General features: G+C 67.2%; 24 protein-coding genes. 9 read left to right on the forward strand and 15 right to left on the reverse strand.

The features are described 5' to 3' along the window. Window positions 1–24: 24 nt before the first annotated feature. Complete coding sequence (locus AC3A6G_RS09770; protein WP_487859276.1) at window positions 25–606, forward strand: superoxide dismutase; 582 nt, start codon at window positions 25–27, stop codon at window positions 604–606. 82 nt (window positions 607–688) lie between these two features. Here the strand turns inward: AC3A6G_RS09770 and AC3A6G_RS09775 are convergent, their stop codons facing one another. Together AC3A6G_RS09775 and AC3A6G_RS09780 are read right to left on the reverse strand one after the other, a co-directional pair. Then, window positions 689–1,150 (reverse strand): DUF192 domain-containing protein, encoded by a 462-nt coding sequence (locus AC3A6G_RS09775; RefSeq protein WP_487859275.1) that lies wholly within the window; start codon window positions 1,148–1,150, stop codon window positions 689–691. 150 nt (window positions 1,151–1,300) lie between these two features. Then, window positions 1,301–1,624: a cell envelope biogenesis protein TolA gene (locus tag AC3A6G_RS09780; protein WP_487859274.1), complete on the reverse strand. Its 324-nt coding sequence runs from the start codon at window positions 1,622–1,624 to the stop codon at window positions 1,301–1,303. A 219-nt stretch (window positions 1,625–1,843) separates the two neighbouring features. Between AC3A6G_RS09780 and icd the strand changes: the two genes are divergently transcribed. From icd to AC3A6G_RS09810, 6 genes are all read left to right on the forward strand, one after another. Then, complete coding sequence (gene icd / locus AC3A6G_RS09785; protein ID WP_487859273.1) at window positions 1,844–3,103, forward strand: NADP-dependent isocitrate dehydrogenase; 1,260 nt, start codon at window positions 1,844–1,846, stop codon at window positions 3,101–3,103. Between the two features lie 154 nt (window positions 3,104–3,257). After that, window positions 3,258–3,617 carry an ATP-dependent Clp protease adapter ClpS gene (gene clpS, locus AC3A6G_RS09790; RefSeq protein WP_487859272.1) on the forward strand — a complete coding sequence of 120 codons (360 nt, stop codon included), beginning with the start codon at window positions 3,258–3,260 and terminating at the stop codon, window positions 3,615–3,617. 67 nt (window positions 3,618–3,684) lie between these two features. Continuing rightward, window positions 3,685–6,006 carry an ATP-dependent Clp protease ATP-binding subunit ClpA gene (clpA, locus tag AC3A6G_RS09795; RefSeq protein ID WP_487859271.1) on the forward strand — a complete coding sequence of 774 codons (2,322 nt, stop codon included), beginning with the start codon at window positions 3,685–3,687 and terminating at the stop codon, window positions 6,004–6,006. A 123-nt stretch (window positions 6,007–6,129) separates the two neighbouring features. Further along, window positions 6,130–7,575 carry a cardiolipin synthase gene (gene cls / locus AC3A6G_RS09800; protein ID WP_487859270.1) on the forward strand — a complete coding sequence of 482 codons (1,446 nt, stop codon included), beginning with the start codon at window positions 6,130–6,132 and terminating at the stop codon, window positions 7,573–7,575. Next, window positions 7,576–9,018 (forward strand): exodeoxyribonuclease I, encoded by a 1,443-nt coding sequence (sbcB, locus tag AC3A6G_RS09805; protein WP_487859269.1) that lies wholly within the window; start codon window positions 7,576–7,578, stop codon window positions 9,016–9,018. It begins immediately after the preceding gene. A 14-nt stretch (window positions 9,019–9,032) separates the two neighbouring features. Then, window positions 9,033–9,872, forward strand: a complete 840-nt coding sequence (locus AC3A6G_RS09810) for an NAD-dependent protein deacetylase (RefSeq protein WP_487859268.1) — start codon at window positions 9,033–9,035, stop codon at window positions 9,870–9,872. A gap of 52 nt (window positions 9,873–9,924) precedes the next feature. Here the strand turns inward: AC3A6G_RS09810 and AC3A6G_RS09815 are convergent, their stop codons facing one another. From AC3A6G_RS09815 to AC3A6G_RS09870, 12 genes are all read right to left on the reverse strand, one after another. Next, window positions 9,925–12,162: an NADP-dependent isocitrate dehydrogenase gene (locus AC3A6G_RS09815; protein ID WP_487859267.1), complete on the reverse strand. Its 2,238-nt coding sequence runs from the start codon at window positions 12,160–12,162 to the stop codon at window positions 9,925–9,927. Window positions 12,163–12,360: 198 nt separating this feature from the next. Further along, on the reverse strand, window positions 12,361–13,653 hold the full coding sequence (locus AC3A6G_RS09820) for an amidohydrolase family protein (protein WP_487859266.1): 1,293 nt from the start codon (window positions 13,651–13,653) through the stop codon (window positions 12,361–12,363). Between the two features lie 32 nt (window positions 13,654–13,685). Beyond that, window positions 13,686–14,609, reverse strand: a complete 924-nt coding sequence (locus tag AC3A6G_RS09825) for an ABC transporter permease (RefSeq protein ID WP_487859265.1) — start codon at window positions 14,607–14,609, stop codon at window positions 13,686–13,688. After that, on the reverse strand, window positions 14,606–15,670 hold the full coding sequence (locus AC3A6G_RS09830; RefSeq protein ID WP_487859356.1) for an ABC transporter permease: 1,065 nt from the start codon (window positions 15,668–15,670) through the stop codon (window positions 14,606–14,608). Before AC3A6G_RS09830 ends, AC3A6G_RS09825 begins: the two co-directional genes overlap by 4 nt. Continuing rightward, entirely contained in the window at window positions 15,670–17,265 is a 1,596-nt protein-coding gene (locus AC3A6G_RS09835) for an ABC transporter ATP-binding protein (protein ID WP_487859264.1), read from the reverse strand. Before AC3A6G_RS09835 ends, AC3A6G_RS09830 begins: the two co-directional genes overlap by 1 nt. Beyond that, on the reverse strand, window positions 17,256–18,212 hold the full coding sequence (locus tag AC3A6G_RS09840; protein WP_487859263.1) for a 5'-methylthioadenosine/S-adenosylhomocysteine nucleosidase: 957 nt from the start codon (window positions 18,210–18,212) through the stop codon (window positions 17,256–17,258). Before AC3A6G_RS09840 ends, AC3A6G_RS09835 begins: the two co-directional genes overlap by 10 nt. Then, a complete protein-coding gene (locus tag AC3A6G_RS09845; RefSeq protein ID WP_487859262.1) occupies window positions 18,209–19,213 on the reverse strand; it encodes a BMP family protein in 1,005 nt (334 codons plus the stop codon). The genes AC3A6G_RS09840 and AC3A6G_RS09845 overlap by 4 nt, the downstream gene beginning before the upstream one ends. A 165-nt stretch (window positions 19,214–19,378) precedes the next feature. Then, entirely contained in the window at window positions 19,379–20,008 is a 630-nt protein-coding gene (gene upp, locus AC3A6G_RS09850) for a uracil phosphoribosyltransferase (protein ID WP_487859261.1), read from the reverse strand. 37 nt (window positions 20,009–20,045) lie between these two features. Further along, on the reverse strand, window positions 20,046–21,464 hold the full coding sequence (locus tag AC3A6G_RS09855) for a URC4/urg3 family protein (RefSeq protein ID WP_487859260.1): 1,419 nt from the start codon (window positions 21,462–21,464) through the stop codon (window positions 20,046–20,048). Next, window positions 21,461–22,804, reverse strand: coding sequence for a GTP cyclohydrolase II (locus AC3A6G_RS09860; protein ID WP_487859259.1), 1,344 nt, complete (start codon window positions 22,802–22,804; stop codon window positions 21,461–21,463). The genes AC3A6G_RS09855 and AC3A6G_RS09860 overlap by 4 nt, the downstream gene beginning before the upstream one ends. A gap of 100 nt (window positions 22,805–22,904) precedes the next feature. Then, window positions 22,905–23,372, reverse strand: a complete 468-nt coding sequence (locus AC3A6G_RS09865) for a DUF6152 family protein (RefSeq protein WP_487873605.1) — start codon at window positions 23,370–23,372, stop codon at window positions 22,905–22,907. A gap of 16 nt (window positions 23,373–23,388) precedes the next feature. Further along, window positions 23,389–23,808 carry a hypothetical protein gene (locus AC3A6G_RS09870; RefSeq protein ID WP_487859355.1) on the reverse strand — a complete coding sequence of 140 codons (420 nt, stop codon included), beginning with the start codon at window positions 23,806–23,808 and terminating at the stop codon, window positions 23,389–23,391. A 179-nt stretch (window positions 23,809–23,987) separates the two neighbouring features. Here AC3A6G_RS09870 and AC3A6G_RS09875 point away from each other — a divergent pair, with 179 nt between their 5' ends. Then, window positions 23,988–24,569 carry a sigma-70 family RNA polymerase sigma factor gene (locus AC3A6G_RS09875; protein ID WP_487859257.1) on the forward strand — a complete coding sequence of 194 codons (582 nt, stop codon included), beginning with the start codon at window positions 23,988–23,990 and terminating at the stop codon, window positions 24,567–24,569. Beyond that, entirely contained in the window at window positions 24,566–25,207 is a 642-nt protein-coding gene (locus AC3A6G_RS09880) for an NrsF family protein (protein WP_487859256.1), read from the forward strand. The genes AC3A6G_RS09875 and AC3A6G_RS09880 overlap by 4 nt, the downstream gene beginning before the upstream one ends. A 36-nt stretch (window positions 25,208–25,243) precedes the next feature. On the opposite strand, the gene AC3A6G_RS09885 is transcribed toward AC3A6G_RS09880, so the two are convergent. Beyond that, window positions 25,244–26,749, reverse strand: coding sequence for a helicase HerA-like domain-containing protein (locus tag AC3A6G_RS09885; RefSeq protein ID WP_487873606.1), 1,506 nt, complete (start codon window positions 26,747–26,749; stop codon window positions 25,244–25,246). Between the last annotated feature and the right edge of the window lie 107 nt (window positions 26,750–26,856).

Consider the following 26,856-nt stretch of genomic DNA (forward strand, 5'->3'; position numbering starts at 1 on the left):
ACAACCAACCACGAGAAAAAAACCATGGAACATGTGCTCCCACCCCTGCCTTACGCCCTCGACGCGCTGGCACCCGAGTACTCGAAGGAAACGCTCGAGTACCACTACGGCAAGCACCACAACGCCTACGTGGTGAACCTCAACAACCTGCAGAAGGGCACCGAGTTCGAGTCGATGCCGCTCGAGGAGATCGTCAAGAAGTCGAGCGGCGGCATCTACAACAATGCCGCGCAGATCTGGAATCACACCTTCTTCTGGAACTGCATGAAGCCCCAGGGCGGCGGCACGCCCACGGGCGCGCTGGCCAAGGCGATCGACGCCAAGTGGGGCAGCTACGACGCGTTCAAGGAAGCCTTCGTCAAGTCGGCCGTGGGCAATTTCGGCTCTGGCTGGACCTGGCTGGTGAAGAAGGGCGACGGCTCGCTCGACATCGTGAACATGGGCGCCGCAGGCACGCCGCTGACCACGGGCGACACGCCGGTGCTCACGGTCGACGTCTGGGAGCACGCCTACTACATCGACTACCGCAACCTGCGCCCGAAGTTCGTCGAGACCTTCCTGGCGAAGCTGGTCAACTGGGACTTCGCAGCCAAGAACTTCGGCTGAGCAAACACGTACAGCTGAACGCAGAAAAAGCCCGGGCGGTCGCCTGGGCTTTTTTCTGCCTGCGTCCGGTTGATCGTTCCCGTCAGCGCCGGGCCGCAGCGAACAGCTCGCCGCCGAGCTTGGCGCCTTTCTTGATGTTCTTCTTGGCGAACCAGCCCTGGTTCATTTCGAGCACGTAGCGCACGGGCTCTTCGGAGCAATGCGATTGTTCGGTCATCGGCTGCATGTCGACCAGATTGACGATGCGGCCATCGTCGGCCACGAACGCCGCGGTCAACGGCAGCAGCGTGTTGCGCATCCAGAAGCACTGGGTGGCTGGCTGGTCGAAGACGAAGATCATCCCTTCGGACTGCGGCATCTCCTTGCGGAACATCAGGCCGATCTCGCGTTGGCGAGGGGTCTGCGCCACTTGCGCGTCAATCTTGTAGAGCCCCACCGAGAGCTGCGTGCGCTGGAGGTCGGTCTGGGGTTGTTGCTGGGCATGCGCGGCGCCGGCAAGGAACATGGCGGCAAGCAGGAGCAGGGCGGCGAAACGCTGAAACATCGAGAGCCTCTCTGGCGGGGACGGGGTTCGGGGCAGGGCAACAAAAATGCCAGCCGATGCGGGCGATGCCGGTGCGCTAGAAAGCTTACACCTTCTTCGAAGGCAAAAAAAAGCGCCCCGTCGGAGCGCTTCTTCTGCAGGGACGGGCCCTTACTTGGGCGTGCTGCCCTGGTTCGACTTGCGCTTCACGCTGCCGTCTTTATTGCGGCGGCGGTCGTCGCGCGTTGCAGCGCGCTTCTCGCCAGCCACTGCGGCCTTGTCGGCACCAAAGGTGCCGCCTTCGGGCGTCTTGGCGATGTCGCCGGCGGGAGCTGCCACTTGACCGGCGGGGCGGCTTTCCTTGGTGGCTTCGGCACGGGCTTGCGGCTTGCTGCCGGTGGCGTTCCCTTGCTCGGGCGTGGCGCCGGTGGGGTTCTGGGCGTAAGCGCCAGCGGCGAACAGGCCTGCAATCATGACTGCGAGAATTTTGCTCATTGATGATTCCTCTATTCGAGAATTGGTTGGAAACGCCCCCCGGCTGGCAGAAGGTCAGTCCCTAACGAGGCCGCGGTCTCATCGGTTGACAAATGTCAGCGTACGGGTTGCGTCTAAAATGTACCGTGATTTGTTCGCTAGCTGTACAGCGATTCCTTTCGCTGTCTGAATTCGCAGACGGTCGTCCGAACTACGTCACTCCCGGAGTCATTTCCCCTCATGTCCAGCTACCAGCACATCAAAGTCCCGGCCGAAGGCCAGAAGATCACGGTCAACGCCGACAACTCGCTCAATGTGCCTGACCAGCCGATCATTCCCTTCATCGAAGGCGACGGCACGGGCATGGACATCACCCCGGTGATGCTCAAGGTGGTGGACGCTGCCGTGGCCAAGGCCTACGGCGGCAAGAAGAAGATCCACTGGATGGAGGTCTTCGCCGGCGAGAAGTCGACCAAGGTCTACGGTCCCGACGTCTGGCTGCCCGAAGAAACGCTGCACGCCGTGCGCGACTACGTCGTCTCGATCAAGGGCCCGCTGACCACGCCCGTGGGCGGCGGCATCCGCTCGCTGAACGTTGCACTGCGCCAGGAACTCGACCTGTACGTCTGCCTGCGCCCGATCCAGTACTTCGAGGGCGTGCCCAGCCCGGTGCGCGAGCCGCACAAGACCAACATGGTCATCTTCCGCGAGAACTCGGAAGACATCTACGCCGGCATCGAGTTCGAAGCCGAGAGCGACAAGGCCAAGAAGCTCATCAAGTTCCTGCAGGACGAGATGGGCGTCAAGAAGATCCGTTTCCCCAATACCTCCGGCATCGGCGTCAAGCCGGTCTCGCGCGAAGGCACCGAGCGCCTGGTGCGCAAGGCCCTGCAATACGCCGTCGACAACGACAAGCCCAGCGTGACCCTGGTGCACAAGGGCAACATCATGAAGTTCACCGAAGGTGGCTTCCGTGACTGGGGCTACAACCTCGCGGCCAAGGAGTTCGGCGCCGAGCTGATCGACGGCGGCCCGTGGATGAAGTTCAAGAACCCCAAGACGGGCAAGGAAATCACCGTCAAGGACAGCATCGCCGACGCGTTCCTGCAGCAGATCCTGCTGCGCCCCGCCGAATACAGCGTGATCGCCACGCTGAACCTCAACGGCGACTACGTGTCCGACGCGCTCGCCGCACAGGTGGGCGGCATCGGCATCGCCCCGGGCGCGAACCTCAGCGACACCGTCGCGATGTTCGAGGCCACCCACGGCACGGCGCCCAAATACGCCGGCAAAGACTACGTGAACCCCGGTTCCGAGATCCTCTCGGCCGAGATGATGCTGCGCCACATGGGCTGGACGGAAGCCGCCGACCTGACCATCAGCTCGATGAAAAAGTCGATCGCCAGCAAGAAGGTCACCTACGACTTCGCGCGTCTGATGGACGGCGCCACGCAGGTGAGCTGCTCCGGTTTCGGCCAGGTGATGATCGATAACATGTAATCTCGCCCAGCAATTTCACGGTGCCTTCGGGCTCTCGAAAAAAGAACCCTCAAGATCGCCCGGTCTTGGGGGTTTTGTACTTGATTTGTCGAATACTCGCCACCACATCTTCCTGCGTCGGCACGGTGCTTGCACGCTCTATAGAATCTTTTTTATGGCAACGAGAATTCCCAAGACGCCGACCAAGCCGCCGGCGCAGAAACCGGCCGGAGACGACGGAGATTCGGTCGTCCTGGAGCGTCGGCCGCAAAAAACAGCGCCACCCCAGATGTACCAGGTGGTCATGCTGAACGACGACTTCACACCGATGGAGTTCGTGATCGTCGTGCTGCAGGAATACTTCAACAAGGATCGCGAGACCGCGACCCAGATCATGCTCAAGATCCATCTCGATGGCCGCGGTGTTTGTGGGGTCTATTCCCGCGACATGGCTGCCACGAAGGTCAATCAGGTGATGGAAGCGGCGCATCAGGCCGGGCATCCGCTCCAATGCGTGAGCGAACCCGTTGCATGAGCCTGTTGAATTGCGCAAGCTCCAACCCATCTGAGAACTTATTTACAGCAAGGCAAAAGGAAATCACATGATTGCCCAGGAACTGGAAGTCAGCTTGCACATGGCCTTTGTCGAGGCCAGGCAGCAGCGCCACGAGTTCATCACCGTGGAGCATCTGTTGCTCGCTTTGCTGGACAACCCGAGCGCCGCAGAGGTCCTGCGCGCCTGCTCGGCGAACGTCGACGACCTGCGCGCGTCGCTCACCAACTTCATCAAGGACAACACGCCCCAGGTGGCGGGTACCGACGATGTCGACACCCAACCCACGCTGGGTTTCCAGCGCGTGATCCAGCGTGCCATCATGCATGTGCAGTCCACCGGCAACGGCAAGAAGGAAGTCACCGGCGCGAACGTGCTGGTCGCGATCTTCGGCGAGAAAGACTCGCACGCGGTGTACTACCTCCACCAGCAGGGCGTGACGCGCCTCGACGTGGTGAACTTCATCGCCCACGGCATCAAGAAGAGCGATCCGCCGGAGGCCGTCAAGGGCAGCGGCGATGCACCTTCGAGCGAAGGCGAGGAGGGCGGCGGCGAGAAGAACGAGAAGGCTTCGCCGCTCGAACAGTTCACGCAGAACCTCAACCAGATGGCCAAGGACGGCAAGATCGATCCGCTGATCGGCCGCGAGTACGAGGTCGAGCGCGTGATCCAGATCCTGTGCCGCCGGCGCAAGAACAACCCGCTGCTCGTGGGCGAGGCCGGCGTGGGCAAGACCGCGATCGCCGAAGGCCTAGCGTGGCGCATCACCCAGGGTGACGTGCCCGAGATCCTCGCCGAGTCGAACGTATTCTCGCTCGACATGGGCGCACTGCTCGCGGGCACCAAGTACCGCGGTGACTTCGAGCAGCGCCTGAAGGGCGTGATCAAGTCGCTGAAGGACAAGCCCAACGCGATCCTGTTCATCGACGAGATCCACACGCTGATCGGCGCGGGCGCGGCCTCGGGCGGCACGCTCGATGCATCGAACCTGCTGAAGCCGGCGCTCTCGAGCGGCCAGCTCAAGTGCATCGGTGCCACCACCTTCACCGAATACCGCGGCATCTTCGAAAAGGACGCGGCCCTGTCGCGCCGGTTCCAGAAGGTCGACGTGGTCGAGCCGACGGTGCAGGAAACCGTCGACATTCTGAAGGGGCTGAAGTCGCGCTTCGAAGAGCACCATGGCGTGCGTTACGCTGTCGCGGCCCTGCAGGCCGCAGCTGAACTGAGCGCCAAGTACATCAACGACCGCCACTTGCCCGACAAGGCCATCGACGTGATCGACGAGGCCGGTGCCGCGCAGCGCATCCTGCCCCCGAGCAAGCGCAAGAAGACCATCAGCAAGACCGAGGTCGAGGACATCGTCGCGAAGATCGCGCGCATTCCCCCGGCCAATGTCAGCAACGATGACCGCAGCAAGCTGCAGACCATCGAGCGCGACCTCAAGAGCGTGGTGTTCGGCCAGGACAAAGCGCTCGAAGTGCTCGCTTCGGCGGTCAAGATGGCGCGTTCGGGCCTGGGCAAGGGCGACAAGCCGATCGGCTCGTTCCTGTTCTCCGGCCCCACCGGCGTCGGCAAGACCGAAGCTGCCAAGCAGCTCGCCTACATCATGGGCATCGAGCTGATCCGCTTCGACATGTCGGAGTACATGGAGCGCCATGCCGTGAGCCGCCTGATCGGCGCGCCCCCGGGCTACGTCGGCTTCGACCAGGGCGGGCTGCTGACCGAGGCTGTCACGAAGAAGCCGCATGCGGTGCTGCTGCTCGACGAAATCGAGAAGGCGCATCCCGACATCTTCAACGTGCTGCTGCAGGTCATGGACCACGGCACGCTGACGGACAACAACGGGCGCAAGGCCGACTTCCGCAACGTCATCATCGTCATGACGACGAACGCGGGTGCCGAGGCCATGAACAAGGCGAGCATCGGCTTCACGAACGCGCGGCAGGCCGGCGACGAAATGGGCGACATCAAGCGCCTGTTCACGCCCGAATTCCGCAACCGTCTCGACGCCATTGTCAACTTCAAGGCGCTCGACGAGCAGATCATCCTGCGCGTGGTCGACAAGTTCCTGCTGCAGCTCGAGACGCAGCTGGCCGAGAAGAAGGTCGAGGTCACCTTCTCCGACAAGCTGCGCAAGCATCTTGCGAAGAAGGGCTTCGATCCGCTGATGGGCGCACGCCCGATGCAGCGCCTGATCCAGGACACGATCCGTCGTGCGCTGGCCGACGAGCTGCTGTTCGGCCGCCTGACCGAAGGCGGGCGCCTCGAAGTCGATCTCGACGAGAAGGACGACGTGCTGCTCGATATCCAGCCGCTGCCGAAGAAAGAAGGCAAGTCGAAGCCCGAGCCCGAGGAAGCCGCCGCAGGCTGACCCTCCGGTCGATGCCGTGGGCCGGCAAAAGCTGGTTCCGAGGCCAACCTGGAACGAAGTCAAAGGCCGGTAGCATTCGCTGCCGGCCTTTTTTGCGGCCACCCGAAACCGAACACATCCACCTTGACCCTCCCCGAGCTCAGCCAGGAATGGAAAACCGGCCTCTCCCTGGCCTGGAGCGGCTACATCGCCGTGCTCTCGGTCTGGATCGTGATGCAGAAGCGCGCGCCGGTCTCCACGATGAGCTGGATCCTGTCGCTAGCGCTGGTGCCGTTCGCGGGGTTCCTGGTCTACTACTTTCTCGGGCCGCAGCGCCTGCGCAAGCAGCGTCAGAAGCGCCTGCACAGCCGTGCCAGCGCGCACATCCAGGCCGATCTCGCGCGCGTGCGCGATGCGGCCCAGAAGGCGCCGCCGGCGCTGCAGCAGATGGCGCGGCTCGGCACCGCGGCCTGCGGCCTGCCGGTCTCCAGCGCGACCGCCGTCGAGCTGCTTTCGGGCGGCGCGCGCACCTTCGACGCGATCTTCGATGCCGTGCGCGCGGCACGCCATCACATCCACCTCGAGTACTACATCTTCGAGCCCGACCGGATCGGCACCGCTCTGCGCGACCTGCTGGTCGAACGCGCGCGTGAGGGCGTAGCGGTTCGGCTGCTGCTCGATGCGCTCGGCTCCAAGCGCATCGGGCGCAAATTCATGGCACCGATGGTCGCTGCGGGGGTCCAGATCGCGCTCTTCCACGACACGCGTATTGGCCGCCGCCTGCGGCCGGTGACCAACTACCGCACCCACCGCAAGATCGTGGTGTGCGACGGGCGCGTGGGCTTCACGGGCGGCGTCAACATCACCGATGAGGAAGACAAGCGCACCCGGCCCGATGCGTACCACGACGTGCACCTGCGCATCGAGGGCAGCGCGGTGCGCTGGCTCCAGACCACCTTCCTCGAGGACTGGGCCTATGCCACCGGCGAGAGCCTGCGCCACCTCGACGACCAGATGGACGCCATGCTGCCGCAGGTGAAGGCGGGCGACATCCCGGTGCAGATCGTGACGAGCGGCCCCGACAATGCGCTCGAGGCCATTCACCGCATGCACGTGGCGGCGATCCATTCGGCGTGCGAGCGCGCCTGGCTCACCACGCCGTACTTCGTGCCCGGCGAGCCCGCGATGATGGCGCTCACCAGCGCGGCGCTGCGCGGCGTCGACGTGCGCCTGCTGGTGCCGCGGCGCAGCGATTCGGCGATCGTGAGCGCTGCCGCCCGCTCGTACTTCGACGAACTGATCGCCGCCGGCGTGAAGGTCTGGGAGTACGAGGCGCGCATGCTCCATTCCAAGACCCTGGTGGTCGACGATGATTGCGCGATGATCGGCACCGCGAATTTCGACAACCGCAGCTTCCGGCTCAACTTCGAGGTTCTGGCCGTGGTCTACGGCCCCGCGCTGACCCGGCCGCTGGCGGCACAGTTCGAGACCGACCTGCACAGTTCCGGCGCGGTGCGCGCCAACCGGCCGCAGACATTCTGGCGCCGGCTCGTCGATTCCGTGGCACGCCTGTTTTCACCATTGCTCTGAATGAACCACACTTTTCTCTGGCACGACTACGAAACCTTCGGCGCCGTCCCGCGGCGCGACCGCCCGTCGCAGTTCGCCGCCATCCGCACCGACGCAGAACTCAACGAGATCGGCGAGCCGCTCATGGTCTATTGCAAGCCGGCGCCCGACTACCTGCCGAGCCCCGAGGCCTGCCTGATCACCGGCATCACGCCCCAGCTCTGCGTCGAGCGCGGCATTCCCGAGCATGCCTTCGCGGCGCAGATCGAGCAGGTGTTCTCGCAGCCCGGCACCATCGGTGTGGGCTACAACACCATCCGCTTCGACGACGAGGTCACACGCTTCCTGTTCTGGCGCAACCTGATCGATCCCTATGCGCGCGAATGGCAGAACGATTGCGGACGCTGGGACCTGCTCGATGTCGTGCGCCTGACCTACGCGCTCCGGCCCGACGGCATCGAATGGCCCCTGAAGGAAGACGGCAAGCCGAGCTTCAAGCTCGAGGACCTTGCGCGCGCCAACGGGCTGCTGCATGAATCGGCGCACGATGCGCTGTCCGACGTGCGCGCCACCATTGCGCTGGCGCGACTGATCCGCGAGCGCCAGCCGCGGCTGTTCGACTTCGCGCTCGGCCTGCGCAAGAAGGAGCGCGTGGGCGCCGAGCTCGGCCTGCCGGCCATGCGCGAGACGGCCAAGCCCTTTCTCCACGTTTCGGGCATGTTCCCGGTCGAGCGCGGCTGCCTCGGCGTGCTGTGGCCGCTCGCGAGCCATCCGACCAACAAGAACGAGCTGATCGCCTGGGACCTTGCCCACGATCCGAGCGAACTGCGCGACCTCGACGTCGAGACCCTGCGCCTGCGCCTGTTCACGCGCTCCGCCGACCTGCCCGAAGGCGTGGTGCGCCTGCCGGTGAAGGGCATCCACCTGAACAAGTCGCCGATGGTGGTCGGCAACCTGCGCACGCTGGTGCCCGCCATGGCCGAGCGCTGGAGCATCGACCTCGACACCGCGATGCGCCATGCGGCGATCGCGCGCGACCTGCCCGACATGAGCGCCATCTGGTCGCAGGTGTATGCCCGGCCGCCGCAGGAGGTCGCGCCCGACGTCGACGAGGACCTCTACGGCGGCTTTGTCGGCAACGCAGACCGCCGCCGGCTGAACCAGCTGCGCGCGCTCTCGCCCGAGGAACTCGCCAAGGACCGCACCGGTTTCGACGATGGGCGGCTCGATGAGGTCCTGTTCCGCTACCGCGCGCGCAACTGGCCCGAGCTGCTGAGCGAAGCCGAAGCCGAGCGCTGGGAGGCGCTGCGTGCGGCACGGCTTTTCAAGGGCGAGGGCGGCGCGCGCACGATCGAGGCGTTGTTCGCCGAGGTCGATGCGCTGTCCGAAACCGCGGACGAGCGCGGCGAGGAGATCCTCGGCGCGCTCTACGAATACGCCGAGGCGATCGCGCCCGAGGTCTGAGCGAAGGTCGCCCCATGCCAGCAGACGCTGCCGCGCTCGCCGACTTCGTCGGCCGCCACCGCTCGCTCTTCGTGCTCACCGGCGCGGGCTGCAGCACCGAGTCGGGCATTCCCGACTACCGGGATGCCCGGGGCGAATGGAAGCGCCCGGCGCCGGTCACGTACCAGGCCTTCATGGGCGACGAGGCCACGCGCCGCCGCTACTGGGCGCGCAGCCTGGTCGGCTGGCCGACGATGGCGGGTGCGCGTCCGGGCGCGGCCCATCGCGCACTGGCGCGGCTCGAGGCGGCCGGCCAGGTCGGGCTGCTGCTCACACAGAACGTGGACGGGCTGCATGCGGCGGCGGGAAGCAGAGGCGCGATCGACCTGCATGGCCGCATCGACACCGTGCGCTGCATGGGTTGCGAGCGGCGATCGCCGCGCGCCGAACTGCAGGTGGCGCTGCGCGAGCGCAACCCGCGCTTTGCCGCGCTCGAGGCGCGCGCAGCGCCCGACGGCGATGCTGACCTCGAGGGCCAGGACTTCGGCACCTTCGACGTGCCGGTCTGCGTCCATTGCGGCGGGCTGATCAAGCCCGACGTGGTGTTTTTTGGCGAAAGCGTGCCGCGCGACCGCGTGGCCGCCGCCTTTGCGGCGCTCGGCGAGGCCGACGCCGTGCTGGTGGCCGGCTCGTCGTTGATGGTCTATTCCGGGTTTCGCTTCGTACAGGCCGCGGCTGCTGCTGGTAAGCCCATCGCGGCCGTCAATCTGGGGCGCACGCGCGCCGACCACTTGCTGACCTTGAAAGTCGAACAGCCCGTAGGTGAAACGCTGGCGCTGCTGGCCGCGCGGTGGGAGCCGGCAAGTCCCGGGTGAGCGGCGCGGCGCGGCGCAGGGCGATGCGCCCCGCGCCGGACCTGTCAGAGACTCAACTGGCGACCGCTGCGAGTGCCGCGTTGAAGGTGGCGCTGGGGCGCATGACCGCTTCGGTCTTGGCCGTGTCGGGCTTGTAGTAACCACCGATGTCGGCCGGCTTGCCTTGCACCGCCGCCAACTCGGCGACGATCTTCTGCTCGTTGGCCGCGAGTGACTTGGCCAACGGTGCGAAGTGTGCCTGCAGCTCGGCATCTTCCGTCTGTGCCGCCAATTCCTGTGCCCAGTACAGCGCGAGATAGAAGTGGCTGCCGCGGTTGTCGAGCTGGCCGGTTTTGGCCGACGGCCCCTTGTTGTTGTCGAGCAGCTTGCCGGTGGCTGCGTCGAGCGTTTTGGACAAGAGCTTGGCCTTCGCATTGTTGTTCTTGAGGCCCAGGTCTTCCAGGCTCACCGCCAGCGCGAGGAATTCGCCCAGCGAGTCCCAGCGCAAATGGTTTTCTTCCACCAGCTGTTGCACGTGCTTGGGCGCGGAGCCCCCGGCACCCGTTTCGTACATGCCGCCGCCCGCCATCAGCGGCACGATCGACAGCATCTTGGCCGAGGTGCCCAGTTCCATGATGGGGAACAGGTCGGTCAGGTAGTCGCGCAGGATGTTGCCGGTCGCGCTGATGGTGTCCAGCCCGCGCACCACGCGTTCGAGCGTGTAGCGCATCGCACGCACCTGGCTCATGATCTGGATGTCCAGGCCCGAGGTGTTGTGCTCGTGCAGGTACATCTTGACCTTGGTGATCATCTGCGCTTCGTGCGGGCGGTACTGGTCGAGCCAGAACACCACCGGCATGCCCGAGTTGCGCGCGCGCGTGACCGCCAGCTTGACCCAGTCGCGGATCGCTGCGTCCTTGACCTGGCACATGCGCCAGATGTCGCCGGCTTCCACTTCCTGGCTCAGCAGGACTTCGCCCGTGTTCAGGTCGGTGATGTTGGCGACGCCGGCTTCTGCGATCTCGAAGGTCTTGTCGTGCGAGCCGTATTCCTCTGCCTGCTGCGCCATCAGGCCCACGTTGGGCACCGTGCCCATGGTCCTCGGGTCGAATGCGCCGTGCCACTTGCAGAAGTTGATGATCTCCTGGTAAATGCGCGCGAAGGTCGATTCGGGCATCACGGCCTTCACGTCCTTCAGGCGGCCGTCGGCGCCCCACATCTTGCCGCCGTTGCGGATCATCGCGGGCATCGAAGCGTCCACGATGATGTCGTTGGGCGAATGGAAGTTGGTGATGCCCTTGGCCGAGTCGACCATGGCCAGTTCGGGTCGGCCTTCATGGCAGGCGTGCAGGTCGCGCTTGATCTCGTCCTGCTTGCTTTGCGGCAGCGTGCTGATCTTGTCGTACAGATCGAGCATGCCGTTGTTGACGTTGACGCCCAGCTCTTCGAACAGCTTGGCGTGCTTCTCGAACGCTTCCTTGTAGAAAATCTTCACGCAGTGGCCGAACACGATGGGGTGCGAGACCTTCATCATCGTGGCCTTCACGTGCAGCGAGAACATCACGCCAGTCTTGAACGCGTCGTCGATCTCCTTTTCGTAGAAGGACACGAGCTCCTTCTTGCTCATGAACATCGAGTCGATGATCTCGCGGTCGAGCAGCGCGACCTTGGGCTTGAGCACGATGGTCTTGCCGCTCTTCGTGATGAGCTCCATCTTGACCTCGCGTGCGCGGTCCAGCGTCATGGACTTTTCGCCGTGATAGAAATCGCCGCCGTGCATGTGCGAGACGTGCGAGCGCGAGGCCTGGCTCCACTCCGCCATGCTGTGTGGGTTCTTGCGCGCGTAGTTCTTGACGGCGGCAGGCGCGCGACGGTCGGAGTTGCCCTCGCGCAGCACCGGGTTCACGGCCGAGCCGATGCACTTGTTGTAGCGCGCGCGGATGTCCTTTTCTTCGTCGGTCTTCGTGCTCTCGGGGTAGTCGGGGATCTTGTAACCCTTGTCCTGCAGTTCCTTGATCGCCGCCTTGAGCTGGCCAACCGAAGCACTGATGTTGGGCAGCTTGATGATGTTGGCCTCGGGCTTGAGCGTCAGCGTGCCCAGAGCAGCCAGGTTGTCCGGTGCGCGTTGGTCTTCGGCCAGAGCTTCAGGGAATTGGCCAAGGATGCGGCCGGCCACGGAGATGTCGCTGGTCTCGACTTCGACGCCCGCGGCTTCCGCGAACGTGCGCACGATGGGCAGAAGCGACGCCGTCGCCAGCAGCGGCGCCTCGTCGGTCAGGGTGTAGATGATCTTGGATTTTTCGGCTGCCATGGGGGGACCTCTTCAGCACAAAGGAATGAACGATGCCGCTCACGAAGCCTTCGAATTTATCATCCCGCAAGGGCATCGGCCCTCCTTGAATGCCGGCATGGTGGTCTGGCCGCTCGGAAGCCCGTCCACATCGCCAGTCCGCCGGTCCGACAGCGCCCGCAGGTTGGCCTGCCTGGGTTTAAGCGGCGACCATGATGTCTAGCCGCCACGGTTCGGCCGACCGCTCATCCATTCGGTCTGCCCATCCCGCCCCGGCAGGTGCAGCGCTGCCCGCGCGGCAGGCGTCTCGGCCAGCAGGCGCCCGCGGCGAAACACCTTGAGCCGCGCGGCACGCAGCCGGATTGCCTCGATCGGATCGCGCGCCTGCAGCAGCACGAAGCTCGCGTCGCAGCCGGCCTCCAGGCCGTAGCCCTCGAGGTGCATCACGCGCGCGGCATTCGTGGTCACGGCCTCGAAGCACTGGCGGATGCCGGCCTGGCTGGTCATCTGCGCCACATGCAGGCCCATGTGCGCCACCTCGAGCATGTCGCCCGAGCCCATGCCGTACCACGGGTCCATCACGCAGTCGTGGCCGAAGGCGACGTTCACGCCCGCGGCCATGAGCTCGGGCACGCGCGTCATGCCGCGGCGCTTTGGATAGCTGTCGTGGCGGCCCTGCAGCGTGATGTTGATGAGCGGGTTCGACACCACGGCCACGCCGCTCTCGGCGATGAGCGGCATCAGCTTGCTCGCGTAGTAGTTGTCCATCGAATGCATCGAGGTGCAGTGCGAGCCCGTGACGCGGCCCTGCATGCCGAGGCGGAACGTCTCCGCGGCCAGCGTTTCGATGTGGCGCGAGAGCGGGTCGTCCGACTCGTCGCAGTGCATGTCGACCAGCTTGCCGCGCTCGGCCGCGATCTCGCACAGCAGCTTCACGCTGACTGCGCCGTCGGCCATGGTGCGCTCGAAATGCGGAATGCCGCCGACCACGTCCACGCCCTTGTCGAGGGCGCGCCGCAGGTTGTCGAGTCCGCCGGGCGAGCGCAGCACGCCGTCCTGCGGAAAGGCCACGAGCTGCAGGTCGAGGTATGGCGCCACCCGGCGCTGCACTTCGAGCAGTGCGTCCACGGCCAGCAGGCTCGGGTCGCTGGTGTCGACATGGGACCGGATCGCGAGCAGCCCCTTGGCCACCGCCCAATCGCAGTAGGCGAGTGCGCGCTCGATCAGCGCCTCGGCCGTGAGCAGCGGCTTGAGCTCGCCCCAGAGCGCGATGCCCTCGAGCAGCGTGCCGCTCTGGTTGACGCGCGGCAGGCCGTAGCTCAGCGTCGCGTCCATGTGGAAATGCGGATCGACGAAGTGCGGCGCGAGCAGCAGCCCCTCCGCATCGAGCTTTTCATGGGCCGGGGCGTCGAGGCCTTCGCTCACCTCGGTGATGCGGCCGGCCTGTACCGCCACCGACATGTGGGTGCGGCCGTCGGTGAGGGTGGCGTTGGTGACGAGGAGATCGAGCATCGTGGAACGGTTTTTGGGGGCGCCGCGCAGGCTCAGCGCTCGCCCTTGCGGTACGGCTTCATGAGTGCCTGCGGATAGCTGGCCTTGCGCGCGACCAGCACCAGCGCCAGGATCGACAGCAGGTACGGCAGCATCAGGTAGACCTGGTAGGGCAGCACGGCATCGCCCGATTGTTGCAGCCGCAGCTGCAGCGCGTCGAAGAACGCGAACAGCAGCGCCCCGAGCAGGGCCTTGCCGGGCCGCCATGAGGCGAACACCACGAGCGCGACGCAGATCCATCCGCGCCCGTTCACCATGTTGAAGAAGAAGGCGTTGAAGGCCGACAGCGTGAGGAACGAGCCCGCCACGCCCATAAGCGCCGAGCCCGCCACGATGGCGCCCGTTCGGGTGGCAGCGACCGACACGCCCTGGCTTTCGGCGGCCTGCGGGTTCTCGCCCACCATGCGCAGGGCGAGGCCGAGCGGCGTGCGGTACAGCAGCCAGCCCACCGCCGGCACCAGCAACAGCGCGAACAGCGTCAGCGCGGTCTGCGCGTTCAGTACCGGCACCGGCAGCCAGTCCATCGGCGCGAACGGCGTGATCGTCGGCGGCGTGTCGACCTTCGGAAAGCTCACGCGGTAGCCAAAGTAGCTCAGCGCCGTCGCCAGCAGCGTGATGCCGAGGCCCGAGACATGCTGCGACAGCGCCAGGCCCACGGTGAGGAACGCATGCAGCAGCCCGAACACCGCGCCGGTGACCGCCGCCACGCCCACGCCCGCCCAGAGCGGCGCACCCGCATACACCGCGAGCCATCCGCTGAAGGCGCCCGCGACCATGATTCCCTCGATGCCGAGGTTGAGCACGCCCGCGCGTTCGCACAGCAGCACGCCGAGCGTGCCGAGGATGAGCGGCGTGGCGATGCGCAGCACCGCAACCCAGAACGAGGCATTGGCGAGGATGTCGAGGAGGTCCGTCATTTCGCGATCCGCACCCGGTATTGCGTGAGCAGCGTCGCCACCAGCACCGCGATCAGCGAGGCCGCGACGATCACGTCGGCGATGTAGGTCGGCACGCCGACCGCGCGGCTCATGGTGTCGGCCCCCACCAGCACGCCCGCGACGAACACGCCCGCCGCCACCACGCCGAGCGGGTGCAGCCCCGCGAGCATCGCGATCACGATGCCGGTGTAGCCGTAGCCTGGGGACATGTCGAGCGTGACGTAGCTCGTGCGCCCCGCCACCTCGATGGCGCCCGCCAGGCCGGCCAGCGCCCCCGAGAGCAGCGCCACCATCACCACCGTGCGCGTGACCGGTACGCCGGCGAAGGCAGCCGCGCGCGCGTTGGCGCCCACAGCGCGGATGTCGAAACCTAGCACCGTGTGCTTGAAGATGGCCCACACGATGACTGCGAGCGACACGGCCCAGACCAGGCCGGTGTGCACGCGCGTCTGCACGATCAGCTTGCCGAGCTCGAGGTCAGGATTCAGCGAGACGCTTTGCGGCCAGCCCATCGCGGCCGGGTCCTTCATCGGCCCGTCGAGCAGCGCCGAAACGCCGAGCAGCACGATGAAGTTGATCAGCAGCGTGGTCACAACCTCGTCGACGCCGAGCCTGTTCTTCATCAGCGCGGGGCCGAGCAGCAGCAGGGCGCCGGCCGCCGCGGCGGCCAGCATCATGAGCGGGAACAGCAGCCATGGCGGCAGCGCGAGGCCCGTTCCGCCGTGCATGCCGCCCACCGCGACGGCGGCCAGGGCGCCCGCGAACAGCTGGCCTTCGGCGCCGATGTTGAAGAGCCTGGCCTTGAACGCCACCGTGGCCGCCAGGCCCGTGAGGATCAGCGGGATCGCGCGCGTCAGCGTTTCGCTCCAGGCGAACACCGAGCCGAAGCCGCCTTCGAGCAGCAGGGCATAGGTGCGGCCCACCGGCGCGCCGGCCCAGCGCACGAGCAGGGCGCTCACTGCCATCGTGAAAAGGACGGCACCGATGGGCGCCAGCACCAGCGCGGCGCGCGAGCTCTGGTGGCGTCGTTCGAGCCGCATCATGCTGCAACTCCTGGGGGATGCGCCGCTGCCGCACCGGCCATCGCGAGTCCGATGGCCTCGCGCGTCCATGCCGCTGCGGGGCGGGCCTCGCCGAGCCGGCCGCCGTGCATCACTGCCACGCGGTCGCCGAGCGCCAGCACTTCGTCGAGGTCGTCCGAGATCACCAGCACCGCCGCGCCGGCGTCGCGCGCGGCAATGAGCTGCTGCTGCACGTAGGCCACGGCGCCGATGTCGAGGCCCCAGGTCGGCTGGTGCGCGACGATCAGGCGCGGCGGCTGAAGCGGCTGCTTTCCGGTGCCGGTGCCTTCCGCCGAACCGGGCGGCAGCAGCGCGCGGCCGAGGATCAGCTTCTGCATGTTGCCGCCGGAAAGCGAGCGGGCTGGCGACATCAGCCCCGCACCGCGCACGTCGAACGCCTTCTCGATGCGCCGCGCATGCAGCCGCGCGGCCGCACGCCGCACGAACATCGCGCCGCGTGAAAAGGCGGGGCTGCGCAGCCGCTCGGACACGGCGTTCTCCCACACCGGCAGGTCGCCGACCACGCCGACGGCGTGCCGGTCCTCGGGGATGCGCGCCACGCCGCGCTGCACCAGCCGGGCGGGCGAGGGCGGCAGCGCGCGGCCCATCAGCTGCACCGTGCCGCTGGCCGCGCGCCGGGTGCCGCAGAGCAGCTCGGCCAGCGCCACCTGGCCATTGCCCGAGACGCCCGCGATCGCGGTGATCTCGCCCGCGCGAAGCGTCAGCGAGACCTCGCGCAGCCGGTCGTAGGCGCCGTGCTTCTCGGCCGCGGTGCTCACATGGTCGAGCACGCAGACCGCGTCGCCCACCGAGCGCGGCGGCCGGCGCTCGGGCGCCTCGACCGCATGCCCGACCATCCACAGCGCAAGTTGCGACTGTGTGGCGTCGGCCGTGCGGGCCTCGGCCACGAGCTTTCCGCCGCGCAGAACCGCCACGCGGTGCGACACACGCAGCACCTCGCCGAGCTTGTGGCTGATGAAGATCACCGACAGGCCCTGCGCCACCATCTGCGCGAGCGTGGCAAAGAGCGCCTCGCTCTCCTGCGGCGTGAGCACCGCCGTCGGCTCGTCGAGGATCAGGATGCGCGCGCCGCGGTACAGCGCCTTGAGGATCTCCACGCGCTGCCGCTCGCCGACCGACAGGCTGCCGATCCGCGCATCGGGCTGCACCGGCAGGCCGAAACGCTCGGCCACCTGCAGCAGCCGCTCGCGCGCGGCCGCGCGGCGTGACACCGGACGCCACAGCGGCTCGGTCCCCATCATCACGTTGTCGAGCACGCTGAGGTTGTCGGCCAGCGTGAAGTGCTGGTGCACCATGCCCACGCCGGCGGCCAGCGCGGCCTTCGGGTTGCCCGGCGGAAGCGGCGTGCCGAACACCTCGATGCGGCCCGCGTCCGCGACGTAGTGGCCGAACAAAATCGACATCAGCGTCGACTTGCCCGCGCCGTTCTCGCCGAGCAGCGCCAGCACTTCGCCGGCGCGCAGTTCGAGGGAGATGCCGTCGTTGGCGACGAGGGCGCCGAAGCGCTTCGTGATGTCCTGCAGCCGCAGGACCGTCGCGCTGGTCACTTCCATGCCGCCAGGAACGCCAGCATGACCTTGGCCGAATTGTCGGCAGCGATGTTCATGAAGGTGCCCATTTCGTTCTCGCCGTCGCCGCCGCCCGCGAGGTCGCTGAGCGAGCGGAACGCGATGTAGGGCACACCGTTGCTGTAGGCCACCATGCCGACGGCGGCGGTTTCCATGTCGAGCACGTTGGCCTGGAAGGTGCGATGCGTGTATTCGCGGAAGGCCTTGTTGTCCATGAAGGCCTGGCCCGACACGCCGTTGCCGCCCACCACCAGCTGCGGCTTGCGCGACAGGCACCGGCCGGCGCTGCTGCAATGCGCGAGGTCGACACTGCGGATGCCGCGTGCCACCTCGAGCATCTTCGGATCGGCCTCGAACCAGAACTTGCGGTGGACCTGCGGCATGGCCGCCGAGCGCACCTCGACCGGCCGCGGATGCAGCATGCCGAAGTTCGGCAGCGTGGCATCGGTGATGAAGGGCGGGGCGGTGAACTTGCCCGGTGCGGTCTCGCGTGCCATCAGCACCTCGAGGTACTGGCCCCACTGGGCCGGCACCGTGACGTCGCCCACGTGCAGCTGCGGGTTCACGCCCCCCGCGATGCCGCTGAACACGATGCCGGTGACCCGGAAGCGGTCGAGCGCGAGTTGGGTGTTCATGGTCGCGTTCGTCATGCTGATGCCCGAGAGGAACAGCACCACCGGCTTGCCCTCGAGCGTGCCGGTGGTGAACTGCACCCCGTTCACGCTGTGCCGGGCCGCGCCCTGCACGCGCGGCAGCAGCAGCGTGAGCTCGGGTTCGAAGGCCGAGATCACCGCGAGGCGCGGCGTGTCGTCGAGCCGCGTTCCGCCGGCCGCACCGCCCTTGTTGATGCCGGCGCAGCCGCCGAGGCCCAGCGCCAGCACGCCGGCGGCGAGAAGAACGCGCCAGCGTCGGGTCGTTGTCGCCGTGCTCATTTCGCGGTCGACTTGGGCTGGCTGTCGTCCACCTTCACGGTGAACTTGCCGGCCAGGATGTCGGCCTGCTTCGCCTTGACCTTGGCGACGATGTCGGCCGGCACCTTCTTCTCGAAGGTGCCGAGCGGCGCGAGCTCGGAGCCCTTGTGCTTCATGTGCGAATAGACGCCGTAGTCCTCGGCCGCGAACTTGCCTTCCTTCACGAGCTTGATGGCGCGGTCGGCCGAAGGCTCGAAGTTCCACAGCGCCGAAGCCACCACCGTGTCGGGGTACTGCGCTTGCGTGTCGATCACGTTGCCGATCGCGAGCTTGCCCTTTTCCTTGGCCGCGTCCGAGACGCCGAAGCGCTCGGCGTACATGATGTCGGCGCCCTTGTCGATCATCGCGAAGGCGGCTTCCTTGGCCTTGGGCGGGTCGAACCAGCTGTTGATGAAGCTCACGCTGAACTCGACCTTCGGGTTCGTTTCCTTCGCGCCGGCCATGAAGGCGTTCATGAGCCGGTTCACCTCGGGGATCGGAAAGCCGCCGACCATGCCGATGCGGTTCGTCTTGGTCATGCCGCCTGCCACCATGCCGCTCAGGTAGGCCGGCTCCTGGATGTAGTTGTCGAACACGCTGAAGTTCGGCGCCTGCGGCTTCAGCGACGAGCCCATGAGGAAGGCGACCTTCGGGAAGTCTCTCGCGACCTTGCGCGCCGCGGCCTCCACGCCGAAGACCTCGCCGAGGATCAGTTGGTTGCCCGCGGTGGCGTATTCGCGCATCACGCGCTCGTAGTCGGCGTTGCTGACGTTCTCGGTGGCCTTGTACTCGATCTCGCCGCGCGCCTCGGCGGCCTTGAGCGCCTTGTGGATGCGGCCCACCCATTGCTGCTCGAACGGAACGGTGTACACCGCCGCCACCTTGAGCTTGGCTTGCGCGAGCGCAAGGCCAGGGAGGCCGACCGCCAGAGCGGCGGCGGCAAGGGCGGCGGAACGGATGATGATCTGGCGGCGTGCTGTCACGGGTCTTCTCCTCGATCGTAAAAAAACTGGCGCTGCAATCCCCGTGCCATGGTCCCAGCCTGGCCCCTACCAGGAACACCGCGGAACCGGCTTTGCCGGGCCGCCGGTGTTGCCCTCTCGAGAGGGAGTCGAGCTACACGCAGTGAGCGAGGGACGGGGGTGGTTTTACTTCGTGCCGAAGATGCGATCGCCGGCGTCGCCCAGGCCGGGCAGGATGTAGCCGTGGCTGTCGAGTTCGCGATCGATCGCAGCGGTGTAGATCGGCACGTCCGGGTGCGCCTTCTGCATGGTCGCGACGCCTTCGGGGCAGGTCAGCAGGCAGACGAACTTGATCGACTTCGGGTTGAGCTCTTTCAGTCGCTCGACCGCCGCCACGGCCGAGTTGCCCGTCGCGAGCATCGGGTCGACCACGATCACGTCGCGGTTCTCCATCTCGCCGGGCATCTTGAAGTAGTACTCGACCGCGGTCAGCGTCTTCGGGTCGCGGTACAGGCCGATGTGCCCGACGCGGGCGCCCGGCACCACCGTGAGCATGCCGTCGAGGATGCCGGTGCCTGCGCGCAGGATCGACACCAGCACCAGCTTCTTGCCGTCGATGACCTTGGCCTGCATCGTTTCGAGCGGCGTCTCGACCTCGATGTCCTGCATCGGCATGTCGCGCGTGACCTCGTAGGCCATGAGCATGCTGATTTCGTTGAGGAGCCGGCGAAAGCTGTTGGTGGAAGCGTCCTTGCGGCGCATCAGCGTGAGCTTGTGCTGGACGAGGGGGTGGTCGAGGAGGTGGACGTTGCTCATTGGTATTTTTCGCCGTTGCGGGAGTGAACCCTCGAGTCTAAAAGACGGTGCCGTCGCTTTCGATCAGGAGCGGCGGGGCGCCGTCGCGCAGGCGCTGCGCCAGCGCACGCCCCGCGGCCCAGGTGCCGCCCTCGAGCACGCAGGCGAGTGGCAGTTCTTCTTCGGTGCGGTCGAGCACCTTGCGCACGCGCGGCGCCACTTCGTCGAGCAGCGCCACGGTCAGCGCGCGCCATTCGACGATGAATTCGTCGCTGGCCTTCCAGCGCCGCGCGAGGAAAGCGGGGTCCTTCGGCACGATCACGCCGCTGTCGATCAGCAGGCCGCCGTTGCGGTACTCGGGCAGGGCGGTCAGCGCGCCGACCTGGCGCACCTTCACGCCCGCCCACTCGAAAGGTTCGAGCAGCGAATAGGTGAGCCACTGCGACAGCTTGTGGAACGGCATCCATCCGTTGGTGAGGCCCGGCCCGGTCACCGCACTGTGGCGCCAGCAGTCGCCGAGCGCGAGCGCCGGGTCGTTGGCGCCGATGCCGCCCAGCACGTCGCTGCCGTCGGCGGCGATGCTGTCGACGGCATTGGCCGCAGGCCAGATGCGCGAGAGTGCGTCGAGCAGCAGCGTGAGCATCTGGTGCGCCGTCACCTCGGCGGTCGGTGGCGCGGCCGGACCGAAGGGGCCGACCAGCGCATCGAACAGGTTGCCGGGACGGCCTTCGTCGCCGAAGTACTCGGGTTGATCGGCCAACGCCTCGCCGAGCCGGCGCAGCAGCGTGGCCCGACCGGCAAGCCCGACCAGCGGGTTGACCTCGCTGACCTGGAAAGCCGCGCCGAGCCGGTCGGTCACCAGGGCGCGCAGGCCCGCGGCATCGACCTGCAGCGGATGGCCGTCGCGCGACGAGAACATGCCGCTCGTGAAGGCATGGAAGCTGGCGATCCCGAGGCCCTCGGAGCGCGTGAAGCGCTCGCCGCTGGCCGGCTCGGTGTAGTGCCAGTCGGGTCCGGCGCCGGCGTCGAGCAGCACGCTCACGAGCACCAGGTCGATGTGGGCGCGGGCGCGCTGGCGCGCGTCGGCATCGCCGAGCATCTCGTTCAGGCGGGCCAGGCGATCGACGCCGCCGGCCTCGAAATGGCGCCAGCGGCTGTGGTACGGAATGCTGTCCCACGGATAGCGCTCGCGCGTGACCTCGGCCACGCTGCGGGCCGCGTCTTCGAGCGCATCGTCGGCGCCGATGCGGAACCATGCCGATTCGCCGCGGCGCGCTCGCGCCAGCAGGCCGGACGCGCGGCGGCGGATCTCGTCGGTGCTGCGCAGCAGGCGTGCGGCGCCGGCCGGGTTGCTGGTGTCGACCGCGAATTCGATGGCCGGGTCGACCTCGCCCGCGGCGCCCGGCGCCAGGCTGCCCGAACCGTCGACGGGAAGATGATCGTTGGGGTTGTCGTCGTCGTGTCGGCTGTCGTTCATTCGCTCAGTCCCCGGCCCTTGGCCTTCTTGAGTTCGTCCGCGTCGGGCACGGGGCCCGGCGTGAAATAACCGGCCGCCATCTTGGCGTCCATCTCGACGCGCGCGTCGGCCGGGATCAGTGCGTCGGGAATGTTCACCCGCTCGCCGATCTCGATGCCCGAGCCGGTGATGGCGTCGAACTTCATGTTGCTCATCGACACGAGCCGGTGGATCTTCCGGATGCCGAGCCAGTGGAAGACGTCGGGCATCAGCTCCTGGAAGCGCATGTCCTGCACACCGGCCACGCATTCGGTGCGCGCGAAATACTGGTCGGCCGTGTCGCCGCCCACTTGCCGCTTGCGCGCGTTGTAGACCAGGAACTTGGTCACTTCGCCGAGGGCGCGGCCTTCCTTGCGCGAATAGGCGATCAGCCCGACGCCGCCGCGTTGCGCGCCCTGGATGCATTCCTCGATGGCGTGCGTGAGGTAGGGACGGCAGGTGCAGATGTCGGAGCCGAAGACGTCGGAGCCGTTGCATTCGTCGTGGATGCGCGCAGTGAGCTCGACCTCGGGGTTGGCCAGGTCGCGCGGGTTGCCGAAGATGTAGAGCGTCTGCCCGCCGATGGGCGGCAGGAACACCTCGAGGTCGGAGCGCGTGACGAGTTCGGGGTACATGCCGCCCGTTTCCTCGAACAGCGTGCGGCGCAGGTCGGTCTCGGAGCAGCCGAAGCGCCGCGCCACTTCGGGCAGGTACCACACGGGCTCGATGGCGGCCTTGGTCACCAGCGCGGCGCCGCCCGCGGTGAGGAACTTGCCGTCGGCCTGGAGCCGGCCCGATTGCAGCGCCTCGATCACCTCGGGCAGGATCACGTGCGCCTTGGTGATCGCGATGGTCGGGCGGATGTCGTAGCCCGCCGCCAACTCGGTGGAGAAGACATCGGCCACGAGCGCGCCCCACGGGTCGAGCGAGACGATGCGCCCCGGCTCGCTCCACTGCGGATAGGGGCCGATCACGTCGGTCGGCGAGGTGTTGGTCAGGTCGGCCTTGTGCTCGCGCTTGAGGGCGCCGGCCGCCACGGCCAGCGCGCGGTAGACGCTGTAGGAGCCGCTGTGCGTGCCGATCACGTTGCGGTGCGCTCGCTTGGTCGTGGTACCGACCACCGGACCGCGCTCGGTGGGGGTGGCCGCGGCCCAGCGGATCGGCAGCGCGCCGAAGCCGCCCGCATGCGAGGTCAGCCGGATGTGGCCGGCCGGTGGCAGGGACGGGATCGGGGCAAGGGGGGAAACGGGAGGAAGGGGCGAAACGGGAAGCGCCGGCGTCGCGGGGACTGCGGCAGAGGTCGCTGTGCTGTCTGCTGGCATTGGAGGCCCTCAAAAAATGCAATGTACCGATCCGTCGCGCGGCTGGCAAGCCGGCCGCGCGCGTCATCGGTCAATGCCCTTTCGGGCCGCAGCCCCGGAGTCAGGCCGGCGAGGAGCGCAGGCCGTAGACCTTGCCGCCGACGAACAGGTATTCGGCGCGCAGCACCGGATCGCCTTTCTCGCCCGTGAACGTGAAGCCGATCACCTCCACGGGCGTGCCGGGCTTGATCTCCTCGACGCGCCAGGCCGAGAGTCGCGTGAGCGGCGCGAGCTCGACCAGCCACTTGCGGTCGCGCCGGGTTGGCAACTGCGCCTTGGCGAGCAGCGCCGGGCCATCGACCGCGGCGCTTTGCGGCGGCAGCGTGCGCTGCTTCAGGTCGGCTGGCAGGCTCGGGCTCTCGGGCCGCTCGAGCTCGAGCTCGCCGTGCGGGTTGCGCCACACGACCTTGGTCGCGCGCCCCGCGAGGTAGAGCGGCCGGTCCTGGTCGAAGCTGCTCCAGCCGTGATGGGCCCAGGCCGGCAGTGCGAGCGCCAGCGAACCGGCGGTGAACATGCGTCTCGGAATCATTTCTCGGTCTCCTTGCTCAGACATAGGCAATCCAGCGCCCGCAGATGATGACAGCGAGCCAAAACCCCAGCGACAGCAGGCATTGCGTCCGGCCCCGGGTGCCGTCCGCGGCCAGCCCGCCGCGCAGGTGGAACCAGAGCGCATTGGCGCCCGCCAGGCCGATCAGCAGGAGCTTGATGCGAAACGCGGCATTCGACAGCAATTCGTCCGGCTGGGTGGCAAACATCGTGAGGCCGGTAGCCGCGCAGAGCAGAAAGCCCGCCAAGGCCGGAACGAGGGTGATGCGCGCAAGCTGCGGCACCGGCAGGCCGCGGCCCAGTCCGAGCACCCGCAGCTCGAACACCACGAGCCCGCCGAACAGCAGCGCGATGCCCACGATGTGTACCGCCTCGAGCGCGGGATACGCCCAGGGGTGGGATGCCAGTCCGGCGAACATCGGCATCAGGCCCGGGCCAGCGGCGAAAAGCGGTCAGGCGGGCGGGAATCGGGCGGTGGCATGAAGCGCTCCTTCCACGGGTTGGCGGCGAGCTTAGCCGACGGCCGACCGGGGGCGCCGGTCGGGCAGGGCACAATCCGCAACATCTTTTTTCGACAAGGCTGTAACTGGCCGGTCCGATGGCACGAAACACAATGGACAGCGGAATGCGAATGAGGGAGGCGGAGATGGCGCTGCGAAGCCTGTTTCTGCGCGGGCTCGACGGTGACGCCGCAGCCTATCGCGAATTCCTGCAGAAGCTGAGCGCGCATTTGCGCGCGTTTCTGGCCAGACGGCTCTTCGGTTGGCCCGATGAAGTGGAAGACCTCGTCCAGGAATGCCTGCTCGCCATGCACAACCAGCGCCATACCTACCAGAGCGACCAGCCGCTGACGGCCTGGGTACACGCCATTGCGCGCTACAAGATGATCGACCTGCTGCGCTCCAAGTCGGTGCGCGAGGCGCTGCATGACCCGCTCGACGACGAACTCGAGGTGTTCGCGGCCTCGGCCACCGACGCCAGCGACGCCCGCCGCGACCTCCACGGGCTGCTGCAGACGCTGCCCGAGCGCCAGCGCCTGCCGATCGTGCACGTGAAGATCGAAGGCCTGTCGGTGGCCGAGACGGCCGGGCTGACCGGCATGTCCGAATCGGCGGTGAAAGTGGGCATTCATCGCGGGCTGAAGGCGCTCGCCGCCAGGATCAGGAGCAAGACAGAATGAAGACCGACGATCTCGTCGCCATGCTGGCCTCAGGGCCCACCGCCGTGCCGCGCCGCGCTGCTGCGCGGCGCATGGAATTCGCGCTGCTTGCGGGCCTCCCGGTGTCGGCCGCCATCGTGCTGATTGGTTATGGCGTGCGGCCCGACCTGGTGCAGGCGATGTTCTGGCCCATGTTCTGGATGAAGCTGCTGTTCCCGCTGTGCATCGCGGTGGGGGCCTTCGTCGTGGCACAGCGCGTCGCCCGCCCTGGCGTGCGGGTGCGCGGCGCATGGCTCGGCATCGCGCTGCCGGTGCTCGCGCTGTGGGTGATGGCGGCCATGAGCTGGTTCGCCGCGCCCTCCGGGGAACGCATGCCGCTGCTGATGGGCGAGACATGGCGCATGTGCCTGGTCAGCATCGGGGTGATCGCGCTGCCGGTCTTCATCGCCACTCTGGCGGCCATGAAGAGCCTGGCGCCCACGCGGCCCGCGCTGGCCGGCGCTGCGGCCGGGGGGCTCGCCGGCGGCGCCGGCGCCGCGCTCTATGCGCTGCACTGCGTCGAGTTGACCGCGCCGTTCCTGGCGGTCTGGTATGTCGCCGGCATGGCACTGCCGGTGGTGGTCGGCGCGCTGATCGGGCCGCGGCTGCTGCGCTGGTGACACGAGGGCCGGCGCCGCCGGCCCTGCAACGCCTGGCTACCGTCGCTTCTTGGCGCCGAAAATCCCGCCCAGCACGCCGCGCAGAATCTCCCTGCCGACCGTGGTGCCCATGGTCCGGACTGCGGACTTGGCCATCGTCTGCACCAGGCCGTCGCGCTTGCCGCCGCGCGGTCCGGTGCTGCCGAACAGCAGGTCGTTGAGCATGCCGCCCGAGCCCGAAGCCGATTCCTCCGCGGCCTTGCCGGCAGCGGCGGCATCCGGTGCGCTTTCGGCGCGCCCCTTGAGCTTTTCGTAAGCCGATTCGCGGTCCACCGTCTTCTCGTAGGTGCCGGCCACGAGCGAATTGGCGATCACCGCCTGGCGCTCGGCCGGCGTGATCGGGCCGATCTGGCTGCCCGGCGGCACCACGTACACGCGCTCCGTCACGCTCGGGCGCCCCTTGGCGTCGAGAAAGCTCACCAGCGCCTCGCCCACGGCGAGTTCGGTGATGGCGGTCTCGATGTCGAGGCCAGGCTTCTGCCGCATGGTGGAGGCGGTGGCCTTCACCGCCTTCTGGTCGCGCGGGGTGAAGGCGCGCAGCGCATGCTGCACCCGATTGCCGAGCTGAGCCAGCACCGAATCGGGAATGTCGAGCGGGTTCTGGGTCACGAAATAGACGCCCACGCCCTTCGAGCGCACCAGCCGCACCACGAGCTCGATGCGCTCGACCAGCGCCTTGGGCGCCTCGTTGAAGAGCAGGTGCGCCTCGTCGAAGAAGAAAGCCAGCTTGGGCTTCTCCGGGTCGCCGATCTCGGGCAACTGCTCGAACAGCTCCGACAGCATCCAGAGCAGGAAGGTCGCATAGAGCCGCGGCGAGTTCATGAGCTTGTCGGCCGCCAGGATGTTGACCACCCCCTTGCCGTCCACCGTCTGCATGAAGTCGGCGATGTTGAGCATCGGTTCGCCGAAGAATTTGTCGCCGCCCTGGGTTTCGATCTGCAGCAGCCCGCGCTGGATCGCACCCACGCTCGCGGCGCTGATGTTGCCGTATTCGGTGGTGAACTGGCTCGCGTTCTCGCCCACATGCTGCAGCATGGCGCGCAGATCCTTCAGGTCGAGCAGCAGCAGGCCGTTGTCGTCGGCGATCTTGAAGACCAGATTCAGCACGCCGGCCTGGGTCTCGTTCAGGTCGAGCATGCGGCCGAGCAGCAGCGGGCCCATGTCGGAGACGGTGGCGCGCACCGGATGGCCCTGTTCGCCGAACACGTCCCACAGCGCCACGGCGCAGGCGCCGGGCGCGGGCAGTTCGATGCCGCGCTCCTTCAGCGTGGCCGCCATCTTCTCGCCGATGCTGCCCTTCTGGCTCATGCCGGTCAGGTCGCCCTTGACGTCGGCCATGAACACCGGCACGCCGATGCCCGACAGCTTCTCGGCGATGGTCTGCAGCGTCACCGTCTTGCCGGTGCCGGTGGCGCCGGTGATCAGTCCGTGGCGGTTGGCAAGGCTGGGCAGCAGGGCGCACTCGATGGCGTCGTGGCGTGCGATCAGGAGAGGGTCGGCCATGAAAAGGGGCTCCGGAACTTGTGGAAGCGGGCAGTTTAGGGCCGCGGGCCCTTGGGCCGCGCTCCTATAATCCACGGCCCCCAAGGCAGTAACCCAAAAAGTTTCAG

The sequence above is a fragment of the Variovorax sp. Soil_C_26 genome (assembly GCF_057657075.1).